Source organism: uncultured Polaribacter sp. (genome assembly GCF_947497125.1).
In the GTDB taxonomy this organism is placed as follows: domain Bacteria; phylum Bacteroidota; class Bacteroidia; order Flavobacteriales; family Flavobacteriaceae; genus Polaribacter.
This window is the reverse complement of the sequence record NZ_CANMFI010000007.1, coordinates 57,034-79,906: the sequence shown is the minus strand read 5'-3', so window position 1 is coordinate 79,906 and position 22,873 is coordinate 57,034. Positions and strand designations below refer to the sequence as shown.

At 31.5% G+C, this 22,873-nt stretch carries 24 protein-coding genes; 10 read left to right on the top strand and 14 right to left on the bottom strand.

What is annotated here, in order from left to right:
• Positions 1 to 17 precede the first annotated feature (17 nt).
• Positions 18 to 1,787 carry a 1-deoxy-D-xylulose-5-phosphate synthase gene (gene dxs / locus Q0678_RS10790; RefSeq protein ID WP_299057726.1) on the bottom strand — a complete coding sequence of 590 codons (1,770 nt, stop codon included), beginning with the start codon at positions 1,785 to 1,787 and terminating at the stop codon, positions 18 to 20.
• Between the two features lie 112 nt (positions 1,788 to 1,899).
• Between dxs and Q0678_RS10785 the strand changes: the two genes are divergently transcribed.
• Positions 1,900 to 2,349, top strand: a complete 450-nt coding sequence (locus tag Q0678_RS10785; RefSeq protein WP_299057725.1) for a nucleoside deaminase — start codon at positions 1,900 to 1,902, stop codon at positions 2,347 to 2,349.
• Between the two features lie 13 nt (positions 2,350 to 2,362).
• On the opposite strand, the gene Q0678_RS10780 is transcribed toward Q0678_RS10785, so the two are convergent.
• The 3 genes from Q0678_RS10780 to Q0678_RS10770 all read right to left on the bottom strand — a co-directional run bounded on the left by Q0678_RS10780 (position 2,363) and on the right by Q0678_RS10770 (position 5,673).
• On the bottom strand, positions 2,363 to 2,797 hold the full coding sequence (locus Q0678_RS10780; RefSeq protein ID WP_299057724.1) for a LexA family transcriptional regulator: 435 nt from the start codon (positions 2,795 to 2,797) through the stop codon (positions 2,363 to 2,365).
• 21 nt (positions 2,798 to 2,818) lie between these two features.
• Complete coding sequence (locus tag Q0678_RS10775; RefSeq protein WP_299057722.1) at positions 2,819 to 4,093, bottom strand: Y-family DNA polymerase; 1,275 nt, start codon at positions 4,091 to 4,093, stop codon at positions 2,819 to 2,821.
• A gap of 68 nt (positions 4,094 to 4,161) precedes the next feature.
• On the bottom strand, positions 4,162 to 5,673 hold the full coding sequence (locus Q0678_RS10770) for a PLP-dependent aminotransferase family protein (RefSeq protein ID WP_299057720.1): 1,512 nt from the start codon (positions 5,671 to 5,673) through the stop codon (positions 4,162 to 4,164).
• A gap of 74 nt (positions 5,674 to 5,747) precedes the next feature.
• Here Q0678_RS10770 and Q0678_RS10765 point away from each other — a divergent pair, with 74 nt between their 5' ends.
• The gene (locus Q0678_RS10765; RefSeq protein WP_299057718.1) at positions 5,748 to 7,565 is read left to right on the top strand and encodes a TonB-dependent siderophore receptor; all 1,818 of its coding nucleotides are present in this window, start codon (positions 5,748 to 5,750) and stop codon (positions 7,563 to 7,565) included.
• Between the two features lie 34 nt (positions 7,566 to 7,599).
• On the opposite strand, the gene brnQ is transcribed toward Q0678_RS10765, so the two are convergent.
• Positions 7,600 to 8,874 carry a branched-chain amino acid transport system II carrier protein gene (gene brnQ / locus Q0678_RS10760; RefSeq protein WP_299057716.1) on the bottom strand — a complete coding sequence of 425 codons (1,275 nt, stop codon included), beginning with the start codon at positions 8,872 to 8,874 and terminating at the stop codon, positions 7,600 to 7,602.
• 44 nt (positions 8,875 to 8,918) lie between these two features.
• Here brnQ and Q0678_RS10755 point away from each other — a divergent pair, with 44 nt between their 5' ends.
• Positions 8,919 to 9,704: an alpha/beta hydrolase gene (locus Q0678_RS10755; protein ID WP_299057714.1), complete on the top strand. Its 786-nt coding sequence runs from the start codon at positions 8,919 to 8,921 to the stop codon at positions 9,702 to 9,704.
• 46 nt (positions 9,705 to 9,750) lie between these two features.
• Positions 9,751 to 10,200: a YHS domain-containing (seleno)protein gene (locus Q0678_RS10750; protein ID WP_367181517.1), complete on the top strand. Its 450-nt coding sequence runs from the start codon at positions 9,751 to 9,753 to the stop codon at positions 10,198 to 10,200.
• An 83-nt stretch (positions 10,201 to 10,283) separates the two neighbouring features.
• Here Q0678_RS10750 and tyrS read toward each other — a convergent pair whose 3' ends face one another.
• On the bottom strand, positions 10,284 to 11,576 hold the full coding sequence (gene tyrS / locus Q0678_RS10745; RefSeq protein ID WP_299057712.1) for a tyrosine--tRNA ligase: 1,293 nt from the start codon (positions 11,574 to 11,576) through the stop codon (positions 10,284 to 10,286).
• A 161-nt stretch (positions 11,577 to 11,737) separates the two neighbouring features.
• Between tyrS and Q0678_RS10740 the strand changes: the two genes are divergently transcribed.
• On the top strand, positions 11,738 to 12,745 hold the full coding sequence (locus Q0678_RS10740; RefSeq protein ID WP_299057710.1) for an NAD-dependent epimerase/dehydratase family protein: 1,008 nt from the start codon (positions 11,738 to 11,740) through the stop codon (positions 12,743 to 12,745).
• Here Q0678_RS10740 and Q0678_RS10735 read toward each other — a convergent pair.
• From Q0678_RS10735 to Q0678_RS10720, 4 genes are all read right to left on the bottom strand, one after another.
• Entirely contained in the window at positions 12,742 to 13,188 is a 447-nt protein-coding gene (locus Q0678_RS10735; RefSeq protein WP_299057708.1) for a DUF4296 domain-containing protein, read from the bottom strand. The two genes, Q0678_RS10740 and Q0678_RS10735, sit on opposite strands and share 4 nt — an antisense overlap.
• Positions 13,189 to 13,190: 2 nt before the next feature.
• Positions 13,191 to 14,531 (bottom strand): dihydroorotase, encoded by a 1,341-nt coding sequence (locus Q0678_RS10730; RefSeq protein WP_299057706.1) that lies wholly within the window; start codon positions 14,529 to 14,531, stop codon positions 13,191 to 13,193.
• Between the two features lie 65 nt (positions 14,532 to 14,596).
• The gene (locus Q0678_RS10725) at positions 14,597 to 14,842 is read right to left on the bottom strand and encodes a hypothetical protein (protein WP_299057704.1); all 246 of its coding nucleotides are present in this window, start codon (positions 14,840 to 14,842) and stop codon (positions 14,597 to 14,599) included.
• Positions 14,843 to 15,562: a polyprenol monophosphomannose synthase gene (locus Q0678_RS10720; protein WP_299057702.1), complete on the bottom strand. Its 720-nt coding sequence runs from the start codon at positions 15,560 to 15,562 to the stop codon at positions 14,843 to 14,845.
• Between the two features lie 126 nt (positions 15,563 to 15,688).
• On the opposite strand from Q0678_RS10720, the gene Q0678_RS11685 reads away from it, so the two are divergent.
• The 4 genes from Q0678_RS11685 (at position 15,689) to Q0678_RS10705 (ending at position 18,153) form a co-directional block, all read left to right on the top strand.
• Positions 15,689 to 16,279 carry a DUF4271 domain-containing protein gene (locus Q0678_RS11685; RefSeq protein WP_367181519.1) on the top strand — a complete coding sequence of 197 codons (591 nt, stop codon included), beginning with the start codon at positions 15,689 to 15,691 and terminating at the stop codon, positions 16,277 to 16,279.
• Positions 16,280 to 16,296: 17 nt separating this feature from the next.
• Positions 16,297 to 17,043, top strand: coding sequence for a uroporphyrinogen-III synthase (locus Q0678_RS10715; protein ID WP_299057700.1), 747 nt, complete (start codon positions 16,297 to 16,299; stop codon positions 17,041 to 17,043).
• 194 nt (positions 17,044 to 17,237) lie between these two features.
• Positions 17,238 to 17,864, top strand: coding sequence for a Crp/Fnr family transcriptional regulator (locus Q0678_RS10710; RefSeq protein ID WP_299057698.1), 627 nt, complete (start codon positions 17,238 to 17,240; stop codon positions 17,862 to 17,864).
• 76 nt (positions 17,865 to 17,940) lie between these two features.
• A complete protein-coding gene (locus Q0678_RS10705) occupies positions 17,941 to 18,153 on the top strand; it encodes a DUF2892 domain-containing protein (protein WP_299057696.1) in 213 nt (70 codons plus the stop codon).
• 64 nt (positions 18,154 to 18,217) lie between these two features.
• On the opposite strand, the gene radA is transcribed toward Q0678_RS10705, so the two are convergent.
• The 4 genes from radA to panC form a co-directional block, all read right to left on the bottom strand.
• Complete coding sequence (radA, locus tag Q0678_RS10700; protein WP_299057694.1) at positions 18,218 to 19,579, bottom strand: DNA repair protein RadA; 1,362 nt, start codon at positions 19,577 to 19,579, stop codon at positions 18,218 to 18,220.
• 205 nt (positions 19,580 to 19,784) lie between these two features.
• Complete coding sequence (locus Q0678_RS10695; protein ID WP_299057692.1) at positions 19,785 to 20,729, bottom strand: lysylphosphatidylglycerol synthase transmembrane domain-containing protein; 945 nt, start codon at positions 20,727 to 20,729, stop codon at positions 19,785 to 19,787.
• 2 nt (positions 20,730 to 20,731) lie between these two features.
• A complete protein-coding gene (panD, locus tag Q0678_RS10690) occupies positions 20,732 to 21,082 on the bottom strand; it encodes an aspartate 1-decarboxylase (protein ID WP_299057690.1) in 351 nt (116 codons plus the stop codon).
• A 24-nt stretch (positions 21,083 to 21,106) separates the two neighbouring features.
• Positions 21,107 to 21,958, bottom strand: a complete 852-nt coding sequence (gene panC / locus Q0678_RS10685; RefSeq protein WP_299057687.1) for a pantoate--beta-alanine ligase — start codon at positions 21,956 to 21,958, stop codon at positions 21,107 to 21,109.
• A gap of 98 nt (positions 21,959 to 22,056) precedes the next feature.
• Between panC and Q0678_RS10680 the strand changes: the two genes are divergently transcribed.
• On the top strand, positions 22,057 to 22,866 hold the full coding sequence (locus Q0678_RS10680; protein ID WP_299057685.1) for a glycogen/starch synthase: 810 nt from the start codon (positions 22,057 to 22,059) through the stop codon (positions 22,864 to 22,866).
• The last annotated feature ends 7 nt before the right edge of the window (positions 22,867 to 22,873 follow it).

Here is a 22,873-nt window from a genome sequence, read left to right as displayed (position 1 = left end):
TGTAATGCGTCTTTTTTTTATGATAATAAATTCAATTTATTTGCAATACTTTTAGCATCTAAACCTAGTTTACTTTGTAAGTTATCAATACTCCCGTGCGCAACAAAGGTATCTGGAATCCCTAAAAGAGTTAAGTTGTTTTGATACTTATTTTTAGAGGCAAACTCTAAAATAGCACTCCCAAAGCCACCACATACACTTGCATCTTCTATGGTTACAATTTTTTTATATGTAGTAAAAATAGTGTGTAATTGTTGCTCATCTAAAGGTTTAACAAAGCGCATATCATAATGAGATATTTGCTCGCTATTGGTTGCCAAAGCAATTGCCCCTTCAACATTTAATGCAATGGTACCAATTGACAAAACAGCTATTTCAGATCCTTTTTTTAATTGCTTAGCGGTTCCTATTTGAATTTTTTGAAACGGTTGCTGCCAATTTACAATTGAGCCAGTTCCTCTAGGATATCTAATTGCAATAGGGTTCTTTAAACCTAATTGAGCCGTATATAAAATATTACGCAATTCTATTTCGTTACTTGGTGCAAAAATAATTAAGTTAGGAATGCATCTTAAGTAAGAAAAATCGAACACACCATGGTGAGTTGCACCATCTTCGCCCACCAAACCAGCTCTGTCTATACAAAAAACAACTGGTAAATTTTGCAAGGCAACATCATGTATTACCTGATCATAGGCGCGCTGTAAAAAGGTAGAGTAAATAGCGCAAAACGGCAATAAACCCTGCGTTGCCATACCTGCAGCTAAAGTTACAGCGTGTTGCTCTGCAATGCCTACATCAAAAGTTCTTTCTGGAAATTTTTGAAGCATCAACTTTAAAGAACTACCAGTTAACATTGCGGGGGTAATACCTACAATTTTATCATTTTCTGCTGCTAATTCTACAAGTGTTTTTCCAAAAACATCTTGGTATTTGGTATAAACACTTTTTTCTTTGAGTATTCTTTGCCCAGAAACTTTATCGAACTTACCAGGCGCATGATAGGTTACTTGATCTTCTTCTGCTTGTAACAAGCCTTTGCCTTTGGTAGTAATTACGTGTAAAAATTTAGGCCCTTTTACATTTTTTAACCGTGCTAATTCTGCTAACAATTTAGGCAGATCGTGCCCATCAATCGGACCTGAATAATCAAAGTTTAAAGCTTTAATAATGTTATTTTGTGCCGCTAATTTTTTATCTGTTTTTACTTTTGTTAAATACTCTTTTAAAGCACCTACAGAAGGATCTATCCCGATTGCATTGTCATTTAAAATAATCAGTAAATTTGCCTCAGAAACACCTGCATGGTTTAAGGCTTCAAAAGCCATACCGCTTGCAATAGAAGCATCACCTATAACAGCAATATGTTGTTTTGTAGTTTTTCCTTTTAAGCCAGAAGCTATTGCCATTCCTAATGCTGCAGAAATTGAAGTAGAAGAATGACCAACACCAAAAGCATCAAATTCACTTTCTTCTTTGGATGGAAAACCGGCAATACCACCAAACTGACGATTGGTATGAAAAACATCTTTTCTGCCCGTTAAAATTTTATGACCATAAGCTTGATGTCCAACATCCCAAACAAGTAAATCTTTTGGTGTATCAAACAAATAATGCAACGCTATTGTAAGTTCTACAACGCCTAAACTTGCTCCTAAATGCCCTTCTTTTGTAGCAACAACATCTATAATAAATGCTCTTAGCTCTTTTGCCAATTGCGGCAATTGCTCTTGATTTAATTTTCTTAAATCTAAAACATTAGAAATATTGTTTAATAAGTCTTTCATCCGATTGCAAAAATACAATATAACTTTTTGTGTCTGTATTACAGAAACGTAATTATTACAAATCTATCGTAAAAAAAATTCTTAAATTTACACTAACTTACAATCACAATAGATGATACAGCCCTTTGATGATAATTATTTTATGAAGAAAGCTTTGCAAGAGGCTCATACTGCCTTTGATAAAGGCGAGGTTCCGGTAGGAGCAATTATTGTTTTAAAAGATAAAATTATTGCAAGAGGCCATAACTTAACAGAAACATTAAATGATGTTACCGCTCATGCAGAAATGCAGGCATTTACTGCTGCTGCAGATTTTTTAGGTGGTAAATACTTAAAAGAATGCGTATTGTATGTTACTTTAGAGCCTTGCCAAATGTGTGCTGGCGCTAGTTATTGGGCGCAAATTGGTAAAATTGTATATGGTGCTTCTGAGCCAGATAGAGGTTTTATCAATTTAAAAACTACTCTACATCCAAAAACAAAAGTAATTGGTGGTATTTTAGAAAATGATTGCTCTGTATTATTGAAACGCTTTTTTATAGAGAAGCGAAACCTTAATTAGATTTTTTTTAGCATTACACTTTTTTAATAACACTGGTTACAATTCCCCAAATCATAAAATCGTTCTCTTCTGTTATTTTAATAATCGGATAATTTGGGTTTTCTGGCTGTAGCCAAACCTCATCTTTTTCTACTCGTAATCGTTTTACGGTAAATTCTCCGTCTAAAAAACAAACAGCTATTTTATTATTTGCTGGCTCTAAACTTCTGTCAATTACTAATAAATCATTATCATCTAGCCCGGCATCAATCATCGATTGCCCTTTTACTTTTGCAAAAAAAGTAGCGTCTTTGTTCTGAATAAGTTCATCATCTAAAGAAATTCTTGTTTCTGTAAAATCGGTTGCAGGCGACGGAAAACCTGCAGAAATACCTGTGTCTACTAAAATAACACCTTTACCAGACGATGCTTTTGGTGTAAAAAAGACAAGATTTTTTGTTGTTTTCATTTAGATGCAAATTATAACTTTTTAATTGTTTTTAGAAGCTTTTACAATAAGAACCTCATTTATATTGGTCGTAAATTTTTTAGACAATCTTTTTTGACGCATTTTCCAGGTGCGATTTAAATCTTGATTTCCTAATTTAATTTTATCACTCTTAAATTTTTTATTTAAATGATCTATTGCAGACATTAATGGTTTATGCTTCGGATTTTCTTCTGAAAATAAATTTAATTGAAAATTGTCATTTGGTACAAAACCTGCAATGATAACGCCTGCTTTTTTATATTGAATTCCTTTTTTAAAAATACTTTTTACTGCCGTAACTGCGGCATTAGAAATAGTTAAAGAAGAATCTGTTGGGTAAGATAAAACAACCGTTCTATTTTCTCTTTGATAAGCTTGTTGCGTATCAAACCGATTGCTTCTTAAAAAAACAGTAATTAAATGACAACTCGATTTTTGTGCTCGTAACTTTTTTGCACAAACACTAGCAAACGTAGAAACACGCTCTGTAATATCATCTATATTAGAATAAGTGTTTTCGAAACTACGTGTGGTTGCAATCATTTTTTTAGAGGCAATAAAAGTCTCTAAAGGTATTTTAGAGATGCCCTGCAAATCTTTCTGTAAACGCCATTCTACAATTGAAAAATTTTTTAAAACCCAATCGCTTGGCAACTGTGTAAAATCATATGCGGTAACAACCCCTTTTGCTTCTAATCGTTTTTGCAAACGACTACCTATGCCCCAAACTTTCCCAATTTTTGTCCATTTTAAAGCTTTAATTCTTTTTTCTTCAGAATCTATAATGCAAACCCCTTTAGATTGTTTTAAGTTAGAACGTGCAATTTTATTAGCTACTTTACTTAATGCCTTTGTTGGTGCTATGCCTACACAAGTTGGTATGCCTGTCCATTTTAAAATTTTACTTCTCATTTTGGTAGCATACTCTGTAAAATTGTAATTTTCGAAACCTTTTAATTCTAAAAAAGACTCGTCTATAGAATACACTTCAATATCAGGAGAAAAATCTGCTAAAATATTCATAACCCTTGTACTCATATCGCCATACAAAGGATAGTTAGAAGATAATACTGTAATATTATTTGCTTTGCAAAAGGCTTCCCATTTAAAAATTGGCGCACCAAAAGGAAGTTGTAATTTTTTTGCTTCATCACTTAAAGAGATTACACAACCATCATTATTACTTAAAATAGCCAAAGGTTTGCCTTGCAAAGCAGGGTTAAAAACCCGCTCGCAAGAAGCATAAAAATTATTACAATCTACTAGTGCAAACATGCTATAAAAATATCAAAAAATAGCACACAAAATAAGGTTGTTAATATCTTAATCTGTAAAAAAACAACCTAGGTATTTAGCTCTTTTAAAGCGGTTTTAAGATATGCCTCTTTTAATTTAATAAGAACAATTTGCATTTCTTGTTCTTCTAAATGACCAAAACCAAAACGAATTGCGCAATTATTTTTATCTTGATATAAGATTGTTTTGGGTAAAAATAAATCGTTTTTTTCGGCTTCTTCTGCCAATTTTATTAAAGATATCGTTGAATTAAATTGCAACCAAATTGCCAATCCGCCAGAGGGTATTTGCCAAGTAGCTATTGTTAAAAAATGTTGTGTTAACAGCTTATCTAAATAATTACGCCTTTGTTTATAAACAACAATATTCTTTTTCATGAGACGATAAATCTCTCCCTCATTAATAAGTTCAGACAACATTTGTTCTTGTATTAAATCGCCTTGGGTGTCTAGTAATTGCAGGTAGTTATTTGCTTCTAAAATTAAATTTTCTGGGGCAACTACAAAGCCTGTTTGAAAGCTAGGGAATAAAGATTGACCCATTTTTCCTAAATAAATAACTACCCCGTTAATGTCTGCACTTGCCATTGGCAGCATGGCAGAAGTTTCAAACTGAAAATCGTAATCATAATCATCTTCAATAATAGCAAATTGATATTCTTTGGCAAGTTGCAACAACTCTAAACGACGCTTATTACTTAACTTTACCGTGGTCGGATAATCTCTATGCGCACAAATATAAAGACACCTAATACGTTGTTTTACAAAGTGTTTTTTTATATAATCTACCTCTAAACCATTGTCATCTACAGGAATTGTTTTTATAATGGCGCCTGCTTGCTGAAAAATCATATTAGCAGCATAATTACTTAAATTACCCACCAACACTATATCGTTTTTTTGTATTAATAATTGAGATACAATGTACAAACTCATTTCAGAGCTACGTGTGCTTATTAAATTGTTGGGTGTTATATGAAACCCTCTGGTAATGTTTAAATAATTGCTTAATTGTGCTTTAAAATTGGCCGCTAAAAAATCGTTAGGGCGGTTCCATTTATGCACCAAAGTTTTACGTTTCATGGCGGCGCTATACCATCTTGTAAACTCATTTACAGGATGCAACCTTAAATCTGGTTTGCCGTCGTTAATAATATACTTGGCTTTTGTTGTTTGAACTGTTGAAGCTAAATGAAACGAGTTTTGAAAAGGAAATCCGGTAATCTTTGCAGCACTATAAGCGTTGTTTATTTCTTTAGTAAACTTTTTTTCGATTGATACTTTTTCTTCCGGGGCTAAAACAAAAGTACCTTTATTAGGAATTATTTCTACCCAACCTTGGGCTGCTAACTCATTATAAATAGCTACAGCAGTATTTCTATGTACTTGTAATAAGCTTGCTAAAGCTCGTGTACCTGGCAACAACATTCCTTTTGTTAAATAACTGCGCTGTATGGCATTTATTATTTGCTGTGCAACTTGCAAATACACAGGTTTTGCAATCGATTTATTAAAATTGATGAGCTTTTGAAACAAGTTATTAACCGGACTATCTTTCATTTTAAAATCGGACTAGTTTAATCGTCCGGAAAGTTACGACTTTTGCATCGTTTTATAAACTAAAAAAACTTACAATGTATCAAAACAAAGGCCTCCTTTTTTTATTTTTTCTAGCTACAATACAGCTTTCATCACAAGAAAAAATACAAACCCAAAAATTAGACTCTGTTGTTATTAAATCGACAAGAATAGAATTACCCTTTAAAGAAAATTCTAGAACTATAAATATTATTACATCCGAAGTGATAAAAAATAGCGCTGTAACAAATGTTTCAGATTTATTACAGCAAGTTGCTGGTGTAGATATTAGAAGAAGAGGAACTGGTGGCGGACAAGCAGATTTATATATTAGAGGTGGTGGTTTCGATCAAACATTATTACTTATCGATGGCATTAAAATGGATGACGCGCAAACAGGGCATCATACCATGAATGCGGCTTTACCAATAGAAGTTATAGAACGAATAGAAATTATAAAAGGACCCGCTGCAAGGGTTTTTGGGCAAAATGCATTTACAGGTGCTATTAATATTGTTACAAAAAAGGCCTTAAAAAACAAGGCATCTGCAAACATAGAAACAGGATCTTTTGGGCAACTAAACGGCTCTTTAACTTTTGGTAAAGAGTTTAAAAACAGCTCATTTATAGCACATGTTGGCGCCTTAACTTCAGACGGATATCGAAATAACTCTGATTACAAAAACTACAATTACTTTCTTAAAGGAACTTTTAATAAAAACAAGCAACCCATAAATGTAATTGCTACTTTTTTTGATAAAAAAATGGGTGCCGAAAATTTTTACACCACAAATCCTGCATGGAATGAGTATGAGGAAACACAAAACAGCTTACTTGGTGTTGCTACTACTTTTAAAAATGAAAAACTAAAGGTTACCCCAAAAATTTATTGGAGACGCGGACAAGATATTTTTCTATTAAAAAGAAACGATCCTAGTTTTTTTAGAAACCTTCATATTACCAACAAAATAGGATTAGAAACCAATGCTTCTTTCACCTCTAAAATAGGTATTACTGGTTTTGGTGTTGATATTTCTCGTTTTTCTATTAGCAGTAATAATCTTGGTGATAGAAATAGAACCATGGCAAATCTATTTTTAGAACACCGTTTTAAAATAGGAGACAATATTGATATAACTCCAGGTATTGCAGCTACCTATTTTTCTGACTTTAAGTTTAATGCCTTTCCTGGGCTAGATTTAGGCATAAAAATTTCAGATAATTTTAAGGCATATGGTAATATTGGTACTACTTTTAGAGTTCCTACTTTTACAGACCTTTATTACAACAGTCCTTCTACTGCAGGTAACACAGATTTAAAACCCGAAAGTGCTTTTGCACAAGAAATAGGTGTAAAATATACCAATGCACATTTTTCTGGTTCTCTGGCATTGTTTAATAGAGATTCAGATAATTTAATCGATTTTGTTAGACCCAATACAGACACCTCTGTTTTTACAGCAACCAATATTGCAAAACTAAATACACAAGGATTAGAATTAGAAGGTGATTACAACTTTAAAATGATGAATTATAGGCAGTCATTATCTGTTGGATATACTTATTTAAATGATGATATTTTAGATCAAAATAAAGAGTTATCTCGCTACTCTTTAAATACTTTAAAACATCAATTTATAACACGATTTAGTAGTAAACTATTTAAAAATGTACAACAAAACATTATCTACAAACATGCCGAAAGAACCGTAGGCACAAGCTATAATGTTTGGGATGCATCGGTACTTGTAAGCCTTAATAAATTTAATATTACACTAACTGCAAACAACATTTTTAATGCAGAATATATAGAATCTGGATTTATACCAATGCCAACAGGTAACTTTTTAATTGGTCTGCGTTATAATTTATAGCGTAAATTGCCTTATATCTACAAAACCAATGCACTTAGGTGTATTGGTTTTTTTTTGATAAATTTAGTACAACAAAAACTGCTAATGCTGGCAATACCCAACCTAAATTATAATTTGCTAAAGGAATACTATTTTTAAACCCCGAAATGTTTTCTACAGGAATTATAAAACCTAAAAAATCGGTTATGCTAAAAATAAATGTTGTGATAACAACTCCTCTAAAAACTAGTTTTGATGCAAATTTATCTGGCACCACGTTTAAAATAATTAACACAATAGTTATTGGGTACAAAAACATTAAGGCAGGAATTGCAATAGTAATTATAAAAGCCACATTATAACTACCTACAATAATACCAACTATAGATGCTAATGCCGCTGTAATAATGTATGCTTTTCTAGAATTATTACAAATGCCTTTTATATAATCTGCAGTACCTGTTACAATACCAACTGCGGTTGTAAAACACGCTAAAGCAACTAAAACACTTAAAAAACTAGCCCCAAAACCACCAAGAGTTTGAGAGCTTAAACCGGTTAAAACTTCTATTCTTGTTGCATTTTCATTAAATGTTGATGAAAAAATAGCACCACTATAAATTAAGCCTCCATAAATCAACAACAACCCTGCTCCTGCAATAAAACCTGCTTTTCTAATAAGGGCTCTTTTTGCATCAAAAGTAGTATGACTGCTATAATCTAAAGAGATGATAATTACCGCACCTACAACTACACCTGCAATGGCATCAAATGTTTGATACCCTTCTAAAATACCATCTACAAAAGGACTTTTAAATGTTGATGAAACAAAATCTACCGAAGGTGTAAAGAATGAAAGAGCAATAATAACAAATAAAATAAATACAATTATTGGTGTTAAAAACTGCCCAATTAAAGTGATAATTTTAGAACGATTGACCGCAAAAAGAAAAACCAATAAAAAATAAATAACACTGGTTAAAATAGGCGGCGTATTAAAAAAAGGCTCTACAGCCATTTCATGAGTAACAGCAGCAGTTCTGGGCGAGGGTATTGCAATGGCAATACTATAAATTAAAAAACAAAATACCGAACTAAACAGCGGAGATACTTTTTTACCGAAATCAAATAACGTACCCTGTAATTTTGAATGTGCAAAAATGGCAAAAATAGGAATTATAATCGCTGTTATAATAAAACCAAGAACTATAATCCACCAATCTGCACCCGCTTTTACACCTAAATTAGGCGGTAAAATTAAATTTCCGGCTCCGAAAAAGAGAGAAAATAATGCAAAACCTGCAATCCAAATTTCTTTTGTTTTATTCATGATAATTATTAACTTAATGGGCGAAATATACATATTTTTGAGGGATGCAAAAGTCTATAAATTTTAAAAATGCTAAAATTTTTTATACAGATCACGGAAAAGGTGCTGCGGTAGTATTAATTTATGGTTTTTTAGAAAATTCTACTATGTGGCAAAAAATAATTACGCCACTTTCTAAAAAAAATAGAGTGATTACCATTGACTTATTAGGGCATGGCAACACAGATTGTATTGGCTATGTGCATACTATGGAAATTTTTGCTGAAACTATTTTAGCTGTTTTAAAAGCACTAAAAATTAGAAAATGTACTTTAATTGGGCATTCTTTAGGAGGTTATGTTGCGTTAGCGTTTGCCGAAAAATATTCAGAGAAAATAAAAGGTCTGTGTCTACTTAATGCTACTTCTAATGAAGACGACGCTGAAAGAAAACAGCTACGCGTTCGAGCAAATAAAATGATTGTAAATAATTTTAAGCAAATGGTAAACATGTCTTTTGCAAATCTTTTTGCATCAGAAAGTAAAATATTGTTTAAAGAAGAAATTAATTTTGCATTAACAGAGGCTCTAAAAACGCCAATACAAGGTTATATAGCCGCACAAGAAGGAATGAGAATCCGTTTGAACAGAAATCATGTTTTAGCAAATGGCAGTTTTAAAAAACTGATTGTTATCGGAGAAAAAGACCCTGTTTTAGATTTTAAACTATCCATTAAAGAAGCCAAAGAAACAGGTTCTGAGGCTGTTGTTTTACCTAATGGACATATGAGTCACATTGAAAATAGTGATGAACTAATTGTTGTTTTAAAAAAATTTATAAAAAATATTTAATAATACTGTAATGTTTGTTTTTTTTCTCGACTACTTGTAAAAACAGATGATGAAAAATAAATTTTTACTAATACTATTATTATTACCTGCAATTGCTTTTAGTCAAGATTACAATACAAAAAAAGGTTTTGTAGCAGAAGGATATGATGTTGTTGCCTATTTTAATAACAAAGCAGAAAGTGGTAATAAAGAATTTACTACAGAGTACGATGGTGTTAAATTTAAATTTATATCAAAAGAAAATTTAGAGCTATTTAAAAAATCACCTAAAAAATACATTCCGGCTTATGGCGGCTATTGTGCATATGCAATTGGTTTAAAGGGAGAAAAAGTAAGTATTAACCCAAAAACATTTGAAATTAGAGACGGTAAATTATATCTGTTTTACAATTCTTGGGGAACAAACACGCTAGATCTTTGGTTAAAAGAAGATGCCGAAGCACTTAAAAAAGCAGCAGATAAAAACTGGTTAAAATTGATACAAAAGAACGATTGAAAGCAATCTTGGGGGAGTTTTGTGAATGAAAATGAAAAAACGAGCACTACGAAAGTAGTGCTCGTTTTTGTTTAAAAATTATTTTAAGCAATTACTAATAAATAATACGTTTTTTTACCTCTTTGTAATAACACATACTTATTGGCAATTAAATCTTCTTTAGAGATTATAAAATCTTCTTTTACCTTTTCTTTATTTACAGATATTGCATTTTCTTTTAATGCTCTTCTTGCCTCTCCGTTAGAAGTCAAAAAATTTGTTTTTGCAGATAAAGCACCAATCATATCTAACCCTTCTTCAAAATCTGTCGCTGCAATAGTGGCTTGAGGCACACCATCAAAAACATCTAAAAAAGTTTGCTCGTCTAAAGATTTTAAATTGTCTGCAGTAGCTTTACCAAATAAAATATTAGATGCTTTTATTGCATTCTCTAAAGCCTCATTACCATGTACTAATAAAGTAACCTCTTCTGCAATTCTTTTTTGTAAAATACGTTCGTGAGGTGTTTCATTATGCGCAGAAATTAAAGACGCTATTGTTTCTTTATCTAAAAAAGTAAAAATTTTAACATACTTCTCCGCATCTTCATCCGAAGCATTTAACCAATATTGATAAAACTTATAAGGAGACGTTCTTTTGCTATCTAACCAAACATTTCCACCTTCAGATTTTCCAAATTTACTACCATCAGACTTTGTAATTAAAGGACAGGTAATTGCATACCCTTTACCACCACCAATACGTCTAATTAACTCTGTACCGGTTGTAATATTACCCCATTGGTCTGAACCACCCATTTGAATAGAGGCATTGTTGTTTTGATATAAGTGTAAAAAATCATATCCTTGAACAAGCTGATAGGTAAATTCGGTAAAAGACATACCGTCTTTAGACTCTGAACTAATTCTGTTTTTAACAGAATCTTTAGCCATCATGTAATTTACGGTAATATGTTTACCGATATCTCGTATAAACTCTAAGAAAGAAAAATCTTTCATCCAGTCGTAATTATTTACTAATACTGCTGCATTTTTTGCTTCAGAAGTAAAATCTAAAAAGTGACTTAACTGCCCTTTTATAGCCTCTTGGTTGTGTCTTAAAGTCTTTTCATCTAACAAATTACGTTCAGAAGATTTTCCTGACGGATCACCAATCATCCCTGTTGCACCACCAACTAAAGCAATTGGCTGATGCCCACACCTTTGAAAATGCGCCAACAACATGATAGGAACTAGGTTACCGATATGTAAAGAATCTGATGTAGGATCGAAACCAACATAAGCACTTCTCATACTTTCCATTAAATGTTCTTCTGTTGTTGGCATGCTGTCGTGTAGCATTCCTCTCCATGTTAATTCTTCAATAAAATTTTTCATTGTATGGTATGTGATATTGTCTGTTAAAGTGTATAGAGAATTATTCTTCGTTTTAAATATTTTAAACCTCTTTATACAACACTTAATAAAACATTGTGAAACTTTAGTCTTTTAGGTTGGCAAAGATAAACTTATCAATCAAAAAACCATAAATTAGCAGCATGATTTTAGTTACAGGAGGAACCGGTTTAGTTGGCGCACATTTATTGTATCAATTGGCAAAAAATGACGAGAATATTAGAGCTATTTATAGGTCTTCTAAAAAAATTGAAGCCGTAAAAAAAGTCTTTTATAATGAAGTAAACGGGCAATCTTTATTTGATAAAATAACTTGGTTTAAGGCCGATATTACAGACGTACCTGCTATGATTCCGGCATTTACAGATGTTAAAAAAGTATATCATTGTGCTGCATTTATTTCTTTTAATCCAAAAGATTATAGAGAAATGCGAAAGGTTAATATTCATGGCACCGCTATTATTGCCAATCTTGCTATTGATGCTAAGGTTGATAAAATTTGCTTTGTTGGCTCTATTGCTGCTGTGGGTAATTCTTTATACGATGGCTTTATTACCGAAGAATCTGAATGGAACTCTGAAGACGATAACAGTGGCTACTCTATTACAAAGTTTGGCGCAGAAATGGAAATTTGGCGCGCAAGCCAAGAAGGTGTCAATGTGGTTATTGTAAACCCAGGTGTTATTTTAGGAAGTGGTTTTTTTAAGACTGGCTCTGGCGCTTTGTTTAGCAATATTAATAACGGACTTCAATATTACACAGAAGGCATTACCGGTTATGTAGGTGTAAATGATGTTGTAAAATGTATGGTGTTATTAATGAACTCTACCATTAAAAATGAGCGCTTTATTTTAGTTTCTGAAAACAACTCTTATAAAGAAATCTTCTCTTTAATAGCAAAGTATTTAGGCAAGAAAGCTCCAAAAATTAGAGTGAAAAAGTGGCAAACTGCTATTTTTTGGCGAATAGCATTGTTGATTTCTAAATTTACCAAAAAAGACCCTTTATTAACAAAATATACTGCAAAAAGTGCACATACTGTTTCTAAATACTCCTCTAAAAAAATAAAAGAAGCGTTAGACTTTCAGTTTGAAGAAATAGAAACTGTTATTAAAAAAGTATGTATTAGCTATACAAATAAAGACAGTTAATCTTCTTTTTTTATTAAATCTAGAGCACGCTTTTTAATCTTTGTGGTATCTATTATCTCTAAACGTGTGTTTTTAATGGAGTCCCTTTTAAGAGAATCTCTTTCTGCTTTAACTCCCTTATAATATGCTTTCTTTTTTTCTAACTGAACGTTAACATCATTTATAATTTCTTCGTATTCATCTATTTTTGAAGTATAGTATAAATTGCTTGTCTGAAAACGAAGACTGTCTATTAAATATCTATCATAAATAAAAGCCATATAATTTATGTTCTTTTGTAAATGTTTATTTTTTATAAATTTTGCAGAAGAAGCTACCATCATATCTTGTATTAAAAGACTCATTGTGTCTTTAGGTATTAAGTCTTTCGGCTTTTTAAAGATGGTATTACTAGTACAAGAAAATAACAAAAGTAATAGTATTATATGGCTTATATTTTTCATGTTTATCTGTTAAAAGTAATTCGCTGTCCTTTTATTTCGTCATTAAAAACACCTTGATTGTAAATTAAATTCCCATTAATAAAGGTATGTGTTATGGTCGATGAAAAAGTTGTTCCTTCAAAAGGAGACCAACCACATTTATACAATAAATTTTCTTTAGAAACGGTTTGCGATTGGTTTGCATCTATAATTACCAAATCTGCATAATACCCTTCTTTTATAAAACCACGCTTTTCTATTTGAAATAATTTGGCAGGATTATGACTCATTTTTTCCACTAACTTTTCGATAGAAATAACCCCTTCTTTCACTTTTTCTAAAAGAGCAATTACTGCATGTTGTACCAAAGGTCCGCCACTTGGTGCTTTTAAGTATTTATTGTTTTTTTCTTCTAAAGTATGAGGCGCATGGTCTGTTGCTAAAACATCTATTCTGTCGTCTAACAAGGCTTTCCAAAGTCCTAATCTATCTGCTTCTGTTTTTACTGCAGGATTCCATTTGATAAAAGCCCCTTTTTTGTCATAATCTTTATCATTAAACCATAAATGATGAATACAAACTTCCGACGTTATTTGCTTTTCTTCTAACGGAATGTCATTTCTAAACAAATGGGTTTCTTTTTCGGTTGATAAATGAAAAACATGCAACCTTGCACCTGTTTTTTTAGCCAATTCAATTGCCTTAGAAGAAGATATATAACAAGCCTCTTCACTTCTAATAATAGGATGATATTTCATAGGAATATCTTCTCCGTATTTCTCTTTAAATGCAGCTGTATTTTTTCTGATGGTAGCTTCATCTTCACAATGAACAGAAATAATCATTTTTGTTGATGAAAATATTTTTTCTAATACTTCTTGATTATCTACCAACATATTACCTGTAGAAGAGCCTAAAAACAATTTAATACCAGCTACTTTTTTAGGATCTGTTTTTAATAATTCTTCTAAATTATCATTTGTACCGCCAAACATAAAAGAGTAATTTGCATAAGAATCGTTTGCGGCAATGGCAAACTTATCTTCTAACAAATCTTGCGTAGTAGCTTGTGGTACTGTGTTAGGCATTTCTATAAAAGTGGTAATTCCGCCAGCAACAGCAGCTTTACTTTCGGTAGCAATATTTGCCTTGTGTGTTAACCCTGGCTCTCTAAAATGAACTTGATCATCTATAAAACCAGGAATTAAATAATTGCCGGCTGCATCTATAATAGTTGTGTTTTGTGGAGCAGTAATGTTTGAAGAAATTTGCTTGATAAAACTATCTTCTATTAAAACATCTGCTATAAAAGTCTTGTTTTCGTTTACAATTTTTGCATTGGTAATTAGGACGCTATTTTTCATGATATTTCTGTAATATTGGTACTAAAATCTATAAAAATTTTAGTGTTTTTAAAATTCTTTTTTTCTTAGATACATTTGTTTATTCTGAAAAGAAGAATGTTTGCTAACTTTTTAATTTTTTTCTCACTAGCCCAAGTTACTAAAGACTTTAAAACAATAACAAGTTGTCTGTTTTTTTTATAAACAGGGCTTACCGAGGTGTAAAAAGCACCACCAAACTGCTGTTTTCTATATAAAAACTGAGCTTTTTTAATACTTAAATAGCTTGGGGTTGTATGCTGTTTTAATGTTAATGTAAAAATTGTACTCATCTATTTAGGCAACCCTTTTAATTTCATTTTAAGAACGCCAAACAACGCTTCGTAAATAATATTCCCACTCATTTTAGAAGTCCCTAAGGTTCTGTCTGTAAAAATTACAGAAACTTCTTTAATATTAAAACCATGTTTCCATGCTTTAAATTTCATTTCTATTTGAAATGCATATCCTACAAATTTTATTTTGTCTAATTGTATTTTTTCTAATACTTCTCTTTTCCAACAAACAAAACCTGCGGTGGTATCATACAAAGGTATTCTAGTAATAAAACGCACATATTTAGATGCAAAATAAGAAAGCAAAACTCGCTTCATTGGCCAGTTTACTACATTTACTCCTTGCGAATATCTAGAGCCTACAGAAACATCTGCACCCTGTTGAGCACAAGCATTGTATAAACGAATTAAATCTTTTGGATTGTGAGAAAAATCTGCATCCATCTCAAAAATATAATCATATTTTTTATTGATTGCCCATTTAAAACCATGAATATAGGCAGTGCCTAAACCATTTTTACCAACTCGTTTTTCTAAATAAAGGCGATTTGGAAATTCTAAAATTAATGTTGTTACAATTTTAGAAGTGCCGTCGGGAGAGTTATCATCAACAACTAAAATATCGAACTCTTTTTCTTGATTAAAAGTAGCTCTTATAATACTTTCTATGTTCTCTTTCTCGTTATATGTTGGTATAATTACCAATGAATCTGACATAAATAAGCTTTATATATGTAAGTACACAAATATACGTGTTTTATTAGTAATTTTGTAATTCTAAAACAATAATTAGTGCACGCATTAGAAAGAACAGTAACAAGTACAAACTGGATAACCTTATTAATGGTTTTCCTTTTGATTTGCATTGTTGTTTTAAAAAAAATAGATGCTAACAGATTAAAAGAAATTATTTTAAGCCCTTTAAATAGTAATTACATAGAGCACGAAACCGAAGAAACAAGCTCTTTTTTTGATGCTTTTAAAAGTGTTCTTTTTATTTTTTTGACAGCAAGCATTTCTTTTTTAATCTACAAGTTAACAACCTATTACGTAACAGAATCGAAAGAAGGTTTTTTTACTTTTTTTAAAATATTTAGTGTTGTTTTTTCGTTTTTTATCCTAAAAAGAAATCTAGAACAGTTGCTAACCTTTACTTTTAAGATAGAAAAAGAACTCCATTTTTTTGTAACCTCTAAATTTAGTTATTTAAATGCTATTGCTTTTTTACTACTAATAAGCCTTATTATTGTTGAGTTTTCTGGAATATCAAGTAGTTTCTTATTTTATTTTTCTGCAATTTTATTTCTCTTTCGGTTTGTTCTTATTATATCAATTAATAAAAACCTGATTTTTAGTAAGTTGTTTTATTTTATTTTGTACCTTTGCGCCTTCGAAATAGCACCGCTATTTATACTGTTTAAATTGATGTTTTAACTACAAAAAGAAAGCGTATGAAAGTGAAAACGATACTAGTATCGCAACCAGAGCCAAAGACAGAAACATCCCCATATTTTGACTTGTCTACTAAACAAAAAGTAAAAATAGATTTTAGGTCTTTTATTCATGTAGAAGGCATTCCTGTTAAAGAAGTTAGAGGGCAAAAAGTTGACTTAAATAATTTTACCGCAATTATATTAACGAGCAGAAATGCAGTAGATCATTTTTTTAGAATTGCAGAAGAAATGCGCTTTAAAGTGCCAGATGCTATGAAGTATTTTTGTCAGTCTGAAGCAGTAGCTTATTACTTACAAAAATATGTTGTATACAGAAAACGTAAAATTTATGTAGGTGCAAGAACATTTCCTGATTTAACAAAACTAATTAAAAAGCACAAAACAGAAACCTTTTTACTACCTAGTTCAGACAAATTAAAACCTTTAATTCCTGAAGAACTAGATAAATTAGAGGTAAAATGGACGCGCTTAGACTTGTACAGAACGGTTATTAGTGATCTATCTGATTTAGAAAATGTTTTTTATGATGTATTAGTATTCTTTAGCCCTTCTGGAATAGAATCTTTACTAAAAAACTTTCCGAATTTTAAACAAAACGATACTAGAATTGCCGCTTTTGGAAACTCTACCGTAAACGCTGTTACAGATGCTGGCTTTAAATGTGACATTGTTGCTCCGTCTCCAGAAACACCTTCTATGACAATGGCTTTAGAAAAATATATTAAAGCTGCAAATAAGAAATAATTTTTTGCTGAATTTATTTTCAGGCTCCTTATAAAGTATAAAAAAACCAAGTATTGATACTTGGTTTTTTTAGTTGATTAAATTTAAAATTAGGTCTTAACTCTATGAGTGTTATTACCTATATTTTAATCAATTTTTACTAACTTTATGTCTTAGAGGTAATTGTTAATATAACCTTTGATAAATAATTTAAAATGTACTTTGACAAAAAAATACTGTCGTTTTTAAACCCGAAACTACTAGAGAAATTAATAAAAGAATCTACTTTAAAAGAGTTTGCAAAAGACACTCAAATAATAAGAGAAGAACAATATATAAAAGCAATACCGATCGTTATAAACGGACTTGTTAAAGTTTATTCGAGATTTGAAGAAAAAGAATTACTACTTTATTATATAGAGCCTGCTCAAAGTTGCATAATGACTTTTTATGCTGCTCTAAAAAACACCACAAGTAAAGTTTTTGCAACTACAGAAGAGCAATCTACAATTCTGTTAATTCCGGTGCAATATTTACCAAACCTACTTAAAGAACATCCTGATTTTAATGAGTTATTTTACAATCAGTTTAATTTACGTTACTCTGAACTTTTAGATACAATTGGCCATTTACTAATCAATAAAATGGACAAGAGACTTTACGAACATATTAAAAAGAAATCAAGTTTAACAAATGGAGATTCTGTTAAAATGAGTCATAATAAAATAGCGAACGAATTAGGTACTGCTAGAGAGGTTGTGACTAGAGTTTTAAAAAAACTAGAAATTGAAAAAAAGATTGTTCAAAATAAAAATGGAATTAAAATTATTAATGAGTGGTGACTATAGTCACTGCAAGATTATAAAATACAACTTAATTTTGTGATGCAATTATGCAATAACTTTTAATTTTTACAAAATGAAAAAAAATATGGGTCGTATAGATAAATCTATCAGAATAATATTGGCATTAATTTTTGCAACTCTTTATTACGCTGGAGTTATTTCAGGCGTTTTTGGTATCATTATTTTAATACTTGCAGCAATCTTTGTTTTAACTAGCTTTATAGGTTTCTGTCCTTTATACGCGCCTTTTAAAATTAATACTTGTTCTTTAAAAGGTAAAAAGTAATTTTAAATAAGTTAGCACTCTTTAGGTTTTTAAAACCTAAAGAGTCTACTAGACAGCCTATTACTTATGCAAATAAAGTAGCAAAAGCTTCTTCAATTTTACCAACTAAAACCAATTTAATTCCATGATTTTTAGAGGCAATTTTATTGTATTTAGAAGCTACTAAAGTTTTGTAACCTAATTTTTCTGCCTCTGTAATTCGTTGGTCTATTTTAGAAACTGGCCTTATTTCTCCTGCCAATCCAACCTCTGCGGCAAAACAAACATTTGGGTTAATAGCAATGTCTTGGTTAGATGATAAAATAGCTGCAACAACCGCCAAATCTATCGCTGGATCGTCTACATTGATACCACCAGTAATATTTAAAAAAACATCTTTGGCACCTAATTTAAAGCCTGCTCTTTTTTCTAAAACCGCTAAAATCATGTGTAGCCTTTTTAAGTTATAACCAGTTGTAGAACGTTGTGGTGTACCATAAACTGCCGTAGAAACTAAAGCTTGTATTTCTATCATTAAGGGTCTTATGCCTTCTAGAGTTGATGCAATTGCAGTACCGCTTAAATCGGCATCTTTTTTAGAGATTAAAATTTCTGACGGATTTGATATTTCTCTTAATCCGTTTGAAAGCATTTCGTAAATACCTAATTCTGAAGTAGAGCCAAATCTATTTTTCTGACTTCTTAAAATTCTATACGTATGGTTTCTATCACCTTCAAACTGTAAAACAACATCTACCATGTGCTCTAAAATTTTTGGTCCTGCAATGTTTCCATCCTTATTAATATGACCAATTAATAAAACAGGCGTTGCGGTTTCTTTGGCATATTTTATTAATTCTGCAGCAGTTTCTCTAATTTGAGAAATGCTACCAGGAGAAGCTTCTATAGAACTTGTATGCAGCGTTTGTATAGAATCTATCACTAAAACTTCTGGTTGTGTTTCTTCTATATTTTTAAAAATGTTTTGTGTGTTGGTTTCGGTAAGTATCAAACAATTAGAATTGTTGGCTGCCAACCTTTCGGCTCTCATTTTTATTTGAGATTGGCTTTCTTCTCCTGAAACGTACAATACTTTTTGGCTAATATTTAAAGCTACTTGCAATAATAAGGTAGACTTACCAATACCTGGCTCTCCGCCTAAAAGTGTAACAGATCCTTTTACCAATCCGCCACCCAAAACAGTATCTAGCTCGGCATTATTAGTTACTACTCTTTCTTCGGGATTTAACTGAATATCGGCAATTTTTAACGGCTTATTTACTGTTTGTTTTGCTGTTGTAGATTGTTTCCAAACGCGTTTTTCTTCTTTTTGTATTACTTCTTCTACAATGGTATTCCATTCTTTACAAGCACCACACTGGCCTACCCATTTTGCATGTTGTGTACCACAGTTCTGACAGAAAAAAGTTGTTTTAATTTTAGCCATTTTTAAATAAGTTGCAAAGTTTTAGCGATTCAAAGTTACAAAGTTTTTAAAATACTTATGGTCTTTTATTTCTTTAAATGCCCTTAAAAATTTGCGTTAGCGATTGAATGGCCTGTTTAAGCTCTCACGCTTTTTTTAGCGTGAAGCGAGTAATGAAAGCGCGACTTGGTGCTGAATGTTTTCAGCAAAAAGAAACGCCCAAAAATTATTTACTCTTATTATAAACCGGTAAAAGTAAGAATGCTAGTCCACCAAAAACGATAATCATAGCGGTTTGGGCAGTCCACATAATCCAACCAAAAGCGGTTGCGGGTTCTGTAGGAACATTAAATAAAGCCAGTGCACCAGCTACCGCTATTGGATACAAACCAATGCCACCATTAGTTGCGGCAATAGAAAATCCGCCAGCAATAAAACCTATTAACACCCCTCCAAAAGGCACGTTTAAACCTTCTATTGCCGGTATTGTTGCCCAAAACATGGCTACATACATCGCCCAAATAAAAACGGTATGAAAAATAAATGCCCATTTATTTTTCATCTTAAAAATACTTGTAACCCCTTCTACCAAACCGGCAATAAAGTTTTTAATTTTAAGTAAAATACCCGATTTTGCCTTTTTTATTAACGCCGTTAACGTATAAAAACCGATAATTAATACAGCTAAAAAGACTGCAATTTTAATGGGATTAAAATTCTTAGTTAAAAGTTGGTAAATAAAATCGAATTGAACAAAAAGGGTAATTGCTACAATTAGCAACATCATAATTAGATCTGCAATGCGTTCTGCAACAATGGTACCGAAGCCTTTTTCGAAAGGTATTTTTTCGTAGTTAGCCATTACAGTTGCTCTAGAAATTTCTCCGGCTCTTGGCAAAGCTAAGTTTACTAAATAACCGACTAAAACCGCTAAAATACTGTTTGTTAATTTCGGTTTAAAACCCAGAGGAGCTAACATAAATTGCCAACGGTAAGCTCTTGATAAATGACTTAAAATACCGAAAAACAGGCCAAGAAAAATCCAACCATATTTGGCTTCTTTAAAGTATCCTATTAAAACATCGATAGAAATATTAGAGATAGAATACCATACTAAAACACCCCCCAAAATGAGTGGTAATATTGTTTTTATTATTTTTTTGATGTTCAAAACTAGGTAAGTGTATTGTCTTTTTCGTTCGGAAACACCAATGCTGGTTTAAATTTCTTTGCTTCTTCTAGCTCTAAAAAACCATATACAATTAAGATTAAAACATCGTTTACAGCTACTTTTCTTGCTGCAGCGCCATTTAAAGTAATTTCTCCACTTCCTCTTGGTCCAGGAATTGCATACGTTTCTAAACGTTCGCCATTGTTATTATTAACGATTTGAACGCGTTCGCCTTCAATAATATTGGCGGCATCCATTAAATCTTCATCTATGGTAATGCTTCCTATATAATTTAAATCTGCACCTGTAACTCTTACACGATGGATTTTTGATTTTACAACTTGTACTAACATCTTACAAAAATAGGTTTTTTAAAATTAATTATGTTTTAAACGAATATTATCTATCAGTCTTATATCTCCTGCAAATACAGCAATAAAAGCACGGTATTTTTTGTCAGATTCTTTTGTTTCTATCGTTTTTAATGATTTTTCATCTGCAATCGTAAAATATTCTAACTTTAAAGAAGGGTGGTTTTTAAATTGATTTTCTACCCATGCAGTAATTTTAACAGCACTTTCTGTGCCAAATTTTTTACGAACTTTTTTAAGTGTTTTATAAATAAATGGCGCCGCAATTCTTTGAGTATCGTTTAAACGCGTATTTCTAGAGCTCATTGCCAAACCATCTTGATCTCTGTAAATAGCACACCCTTTAATTTTTACATTTAAACGTTGTTTTTTAACCAATTTTTTAATGATCTGCAATTGCTGAAAATCTTTTTGACCAAAAAAGGCTTTGTCTGGTGCTACAATGTTAAAAAGTGCTTTAACAACTGTACCAACACCATCGAAATGACCTGCTCTAAACTTCCCTTCCATTTGATGCTCTAAGCCATCAAAATTAAATTTTTCTGAAACAACATTACCAGAATAAATTTCATCTACCGAAGGAAAAAACAGCACATCGCACCCAACACTTTCTAGTAATTTGGTATCGTTATCAAATGTTTTTGGATATTTTAAAAGGTCTTCTTTTTTATCAAACTGAGTTGGATTTACAAAAATACTAACAACAACTACTGTTGTTTTTTGTTTTGCTTTTTTTATTAAAGACAAATGCCCTTCGTGCAAAGCACCCATTGTCGGTACAAAACCGATGGTTTCTTTTTTTAACTTTAATACTGACAAACAGTCTTTTAAGTCCTTTTTTGTAGTAAATATTTTCATTCTTTGTAGCTATGTAAAGTGTGCAAACTTACCATTTTAACACGATATTAGCATATTAATTTGTACTTTTGCCAATCTCACAAAAAGAGTTTGATTTAATGAAGGACAAGAGAATATTATTTGTTTCATCGGAAGTAGTACCCTATTTGCCGGAAACAGAACTAGCATCAACAGCCTTTAATGTTGCAAAAAACGCACATTCTAAGGGAGTACAAACAAGAATATTTATGCCAAGGTATGGTGTAATTAACGAGCGTAGACATCAATTACATGAAGTAATTCGCTTGTCTGGTATGAACCTAGTTGTGAACGACATGGACATGCCACTTATTATAAAAGTAGCCTCTATTCCGAAAGAAAGAATGCAAGTTTACTTTATTGATAATGAAGAATATTTTAAGAGAAAAGCGGTATTTACAGATGAAGATGACCAGTTGTTCGAAGATAATGACGAGCGTGCTATTTTCTTTGCAAAAGGTGTTATCGAAACTGTAAAAAAATTAAATTGGGCGCCAGATATTATTCATGTTCACGGTTGGATGGCTTCTCTTTTACCTCTTTACCTAAAAGAGTTTTACAAAGAAGAACCTTTGTTTACAGAAAGTAAAATTGTTACTTCTTTATACAACAACCCTTTTGAAGGTACTTTAAACGAAACCTTATCAGAAAAAGTAAAGTTTGATAATATTAGTGATCAAAAAATTGAAATTATTAAAACACCTAGTTTTATTAATATTTTAAAAAGTGCTATTGAAAATTCTGATGCAATTATTCATGGTAGCGAAACAATCTCTGAAGAGCTAACAAGCTTTTTAGACGAGAAAGATATCCCTGTTTTAGAGTATCAAACAGAAGACTTAAAAGAAAATTATTTAAATTTTTATGCTGATTTAATTTCAGTTGATTAATTGTTAT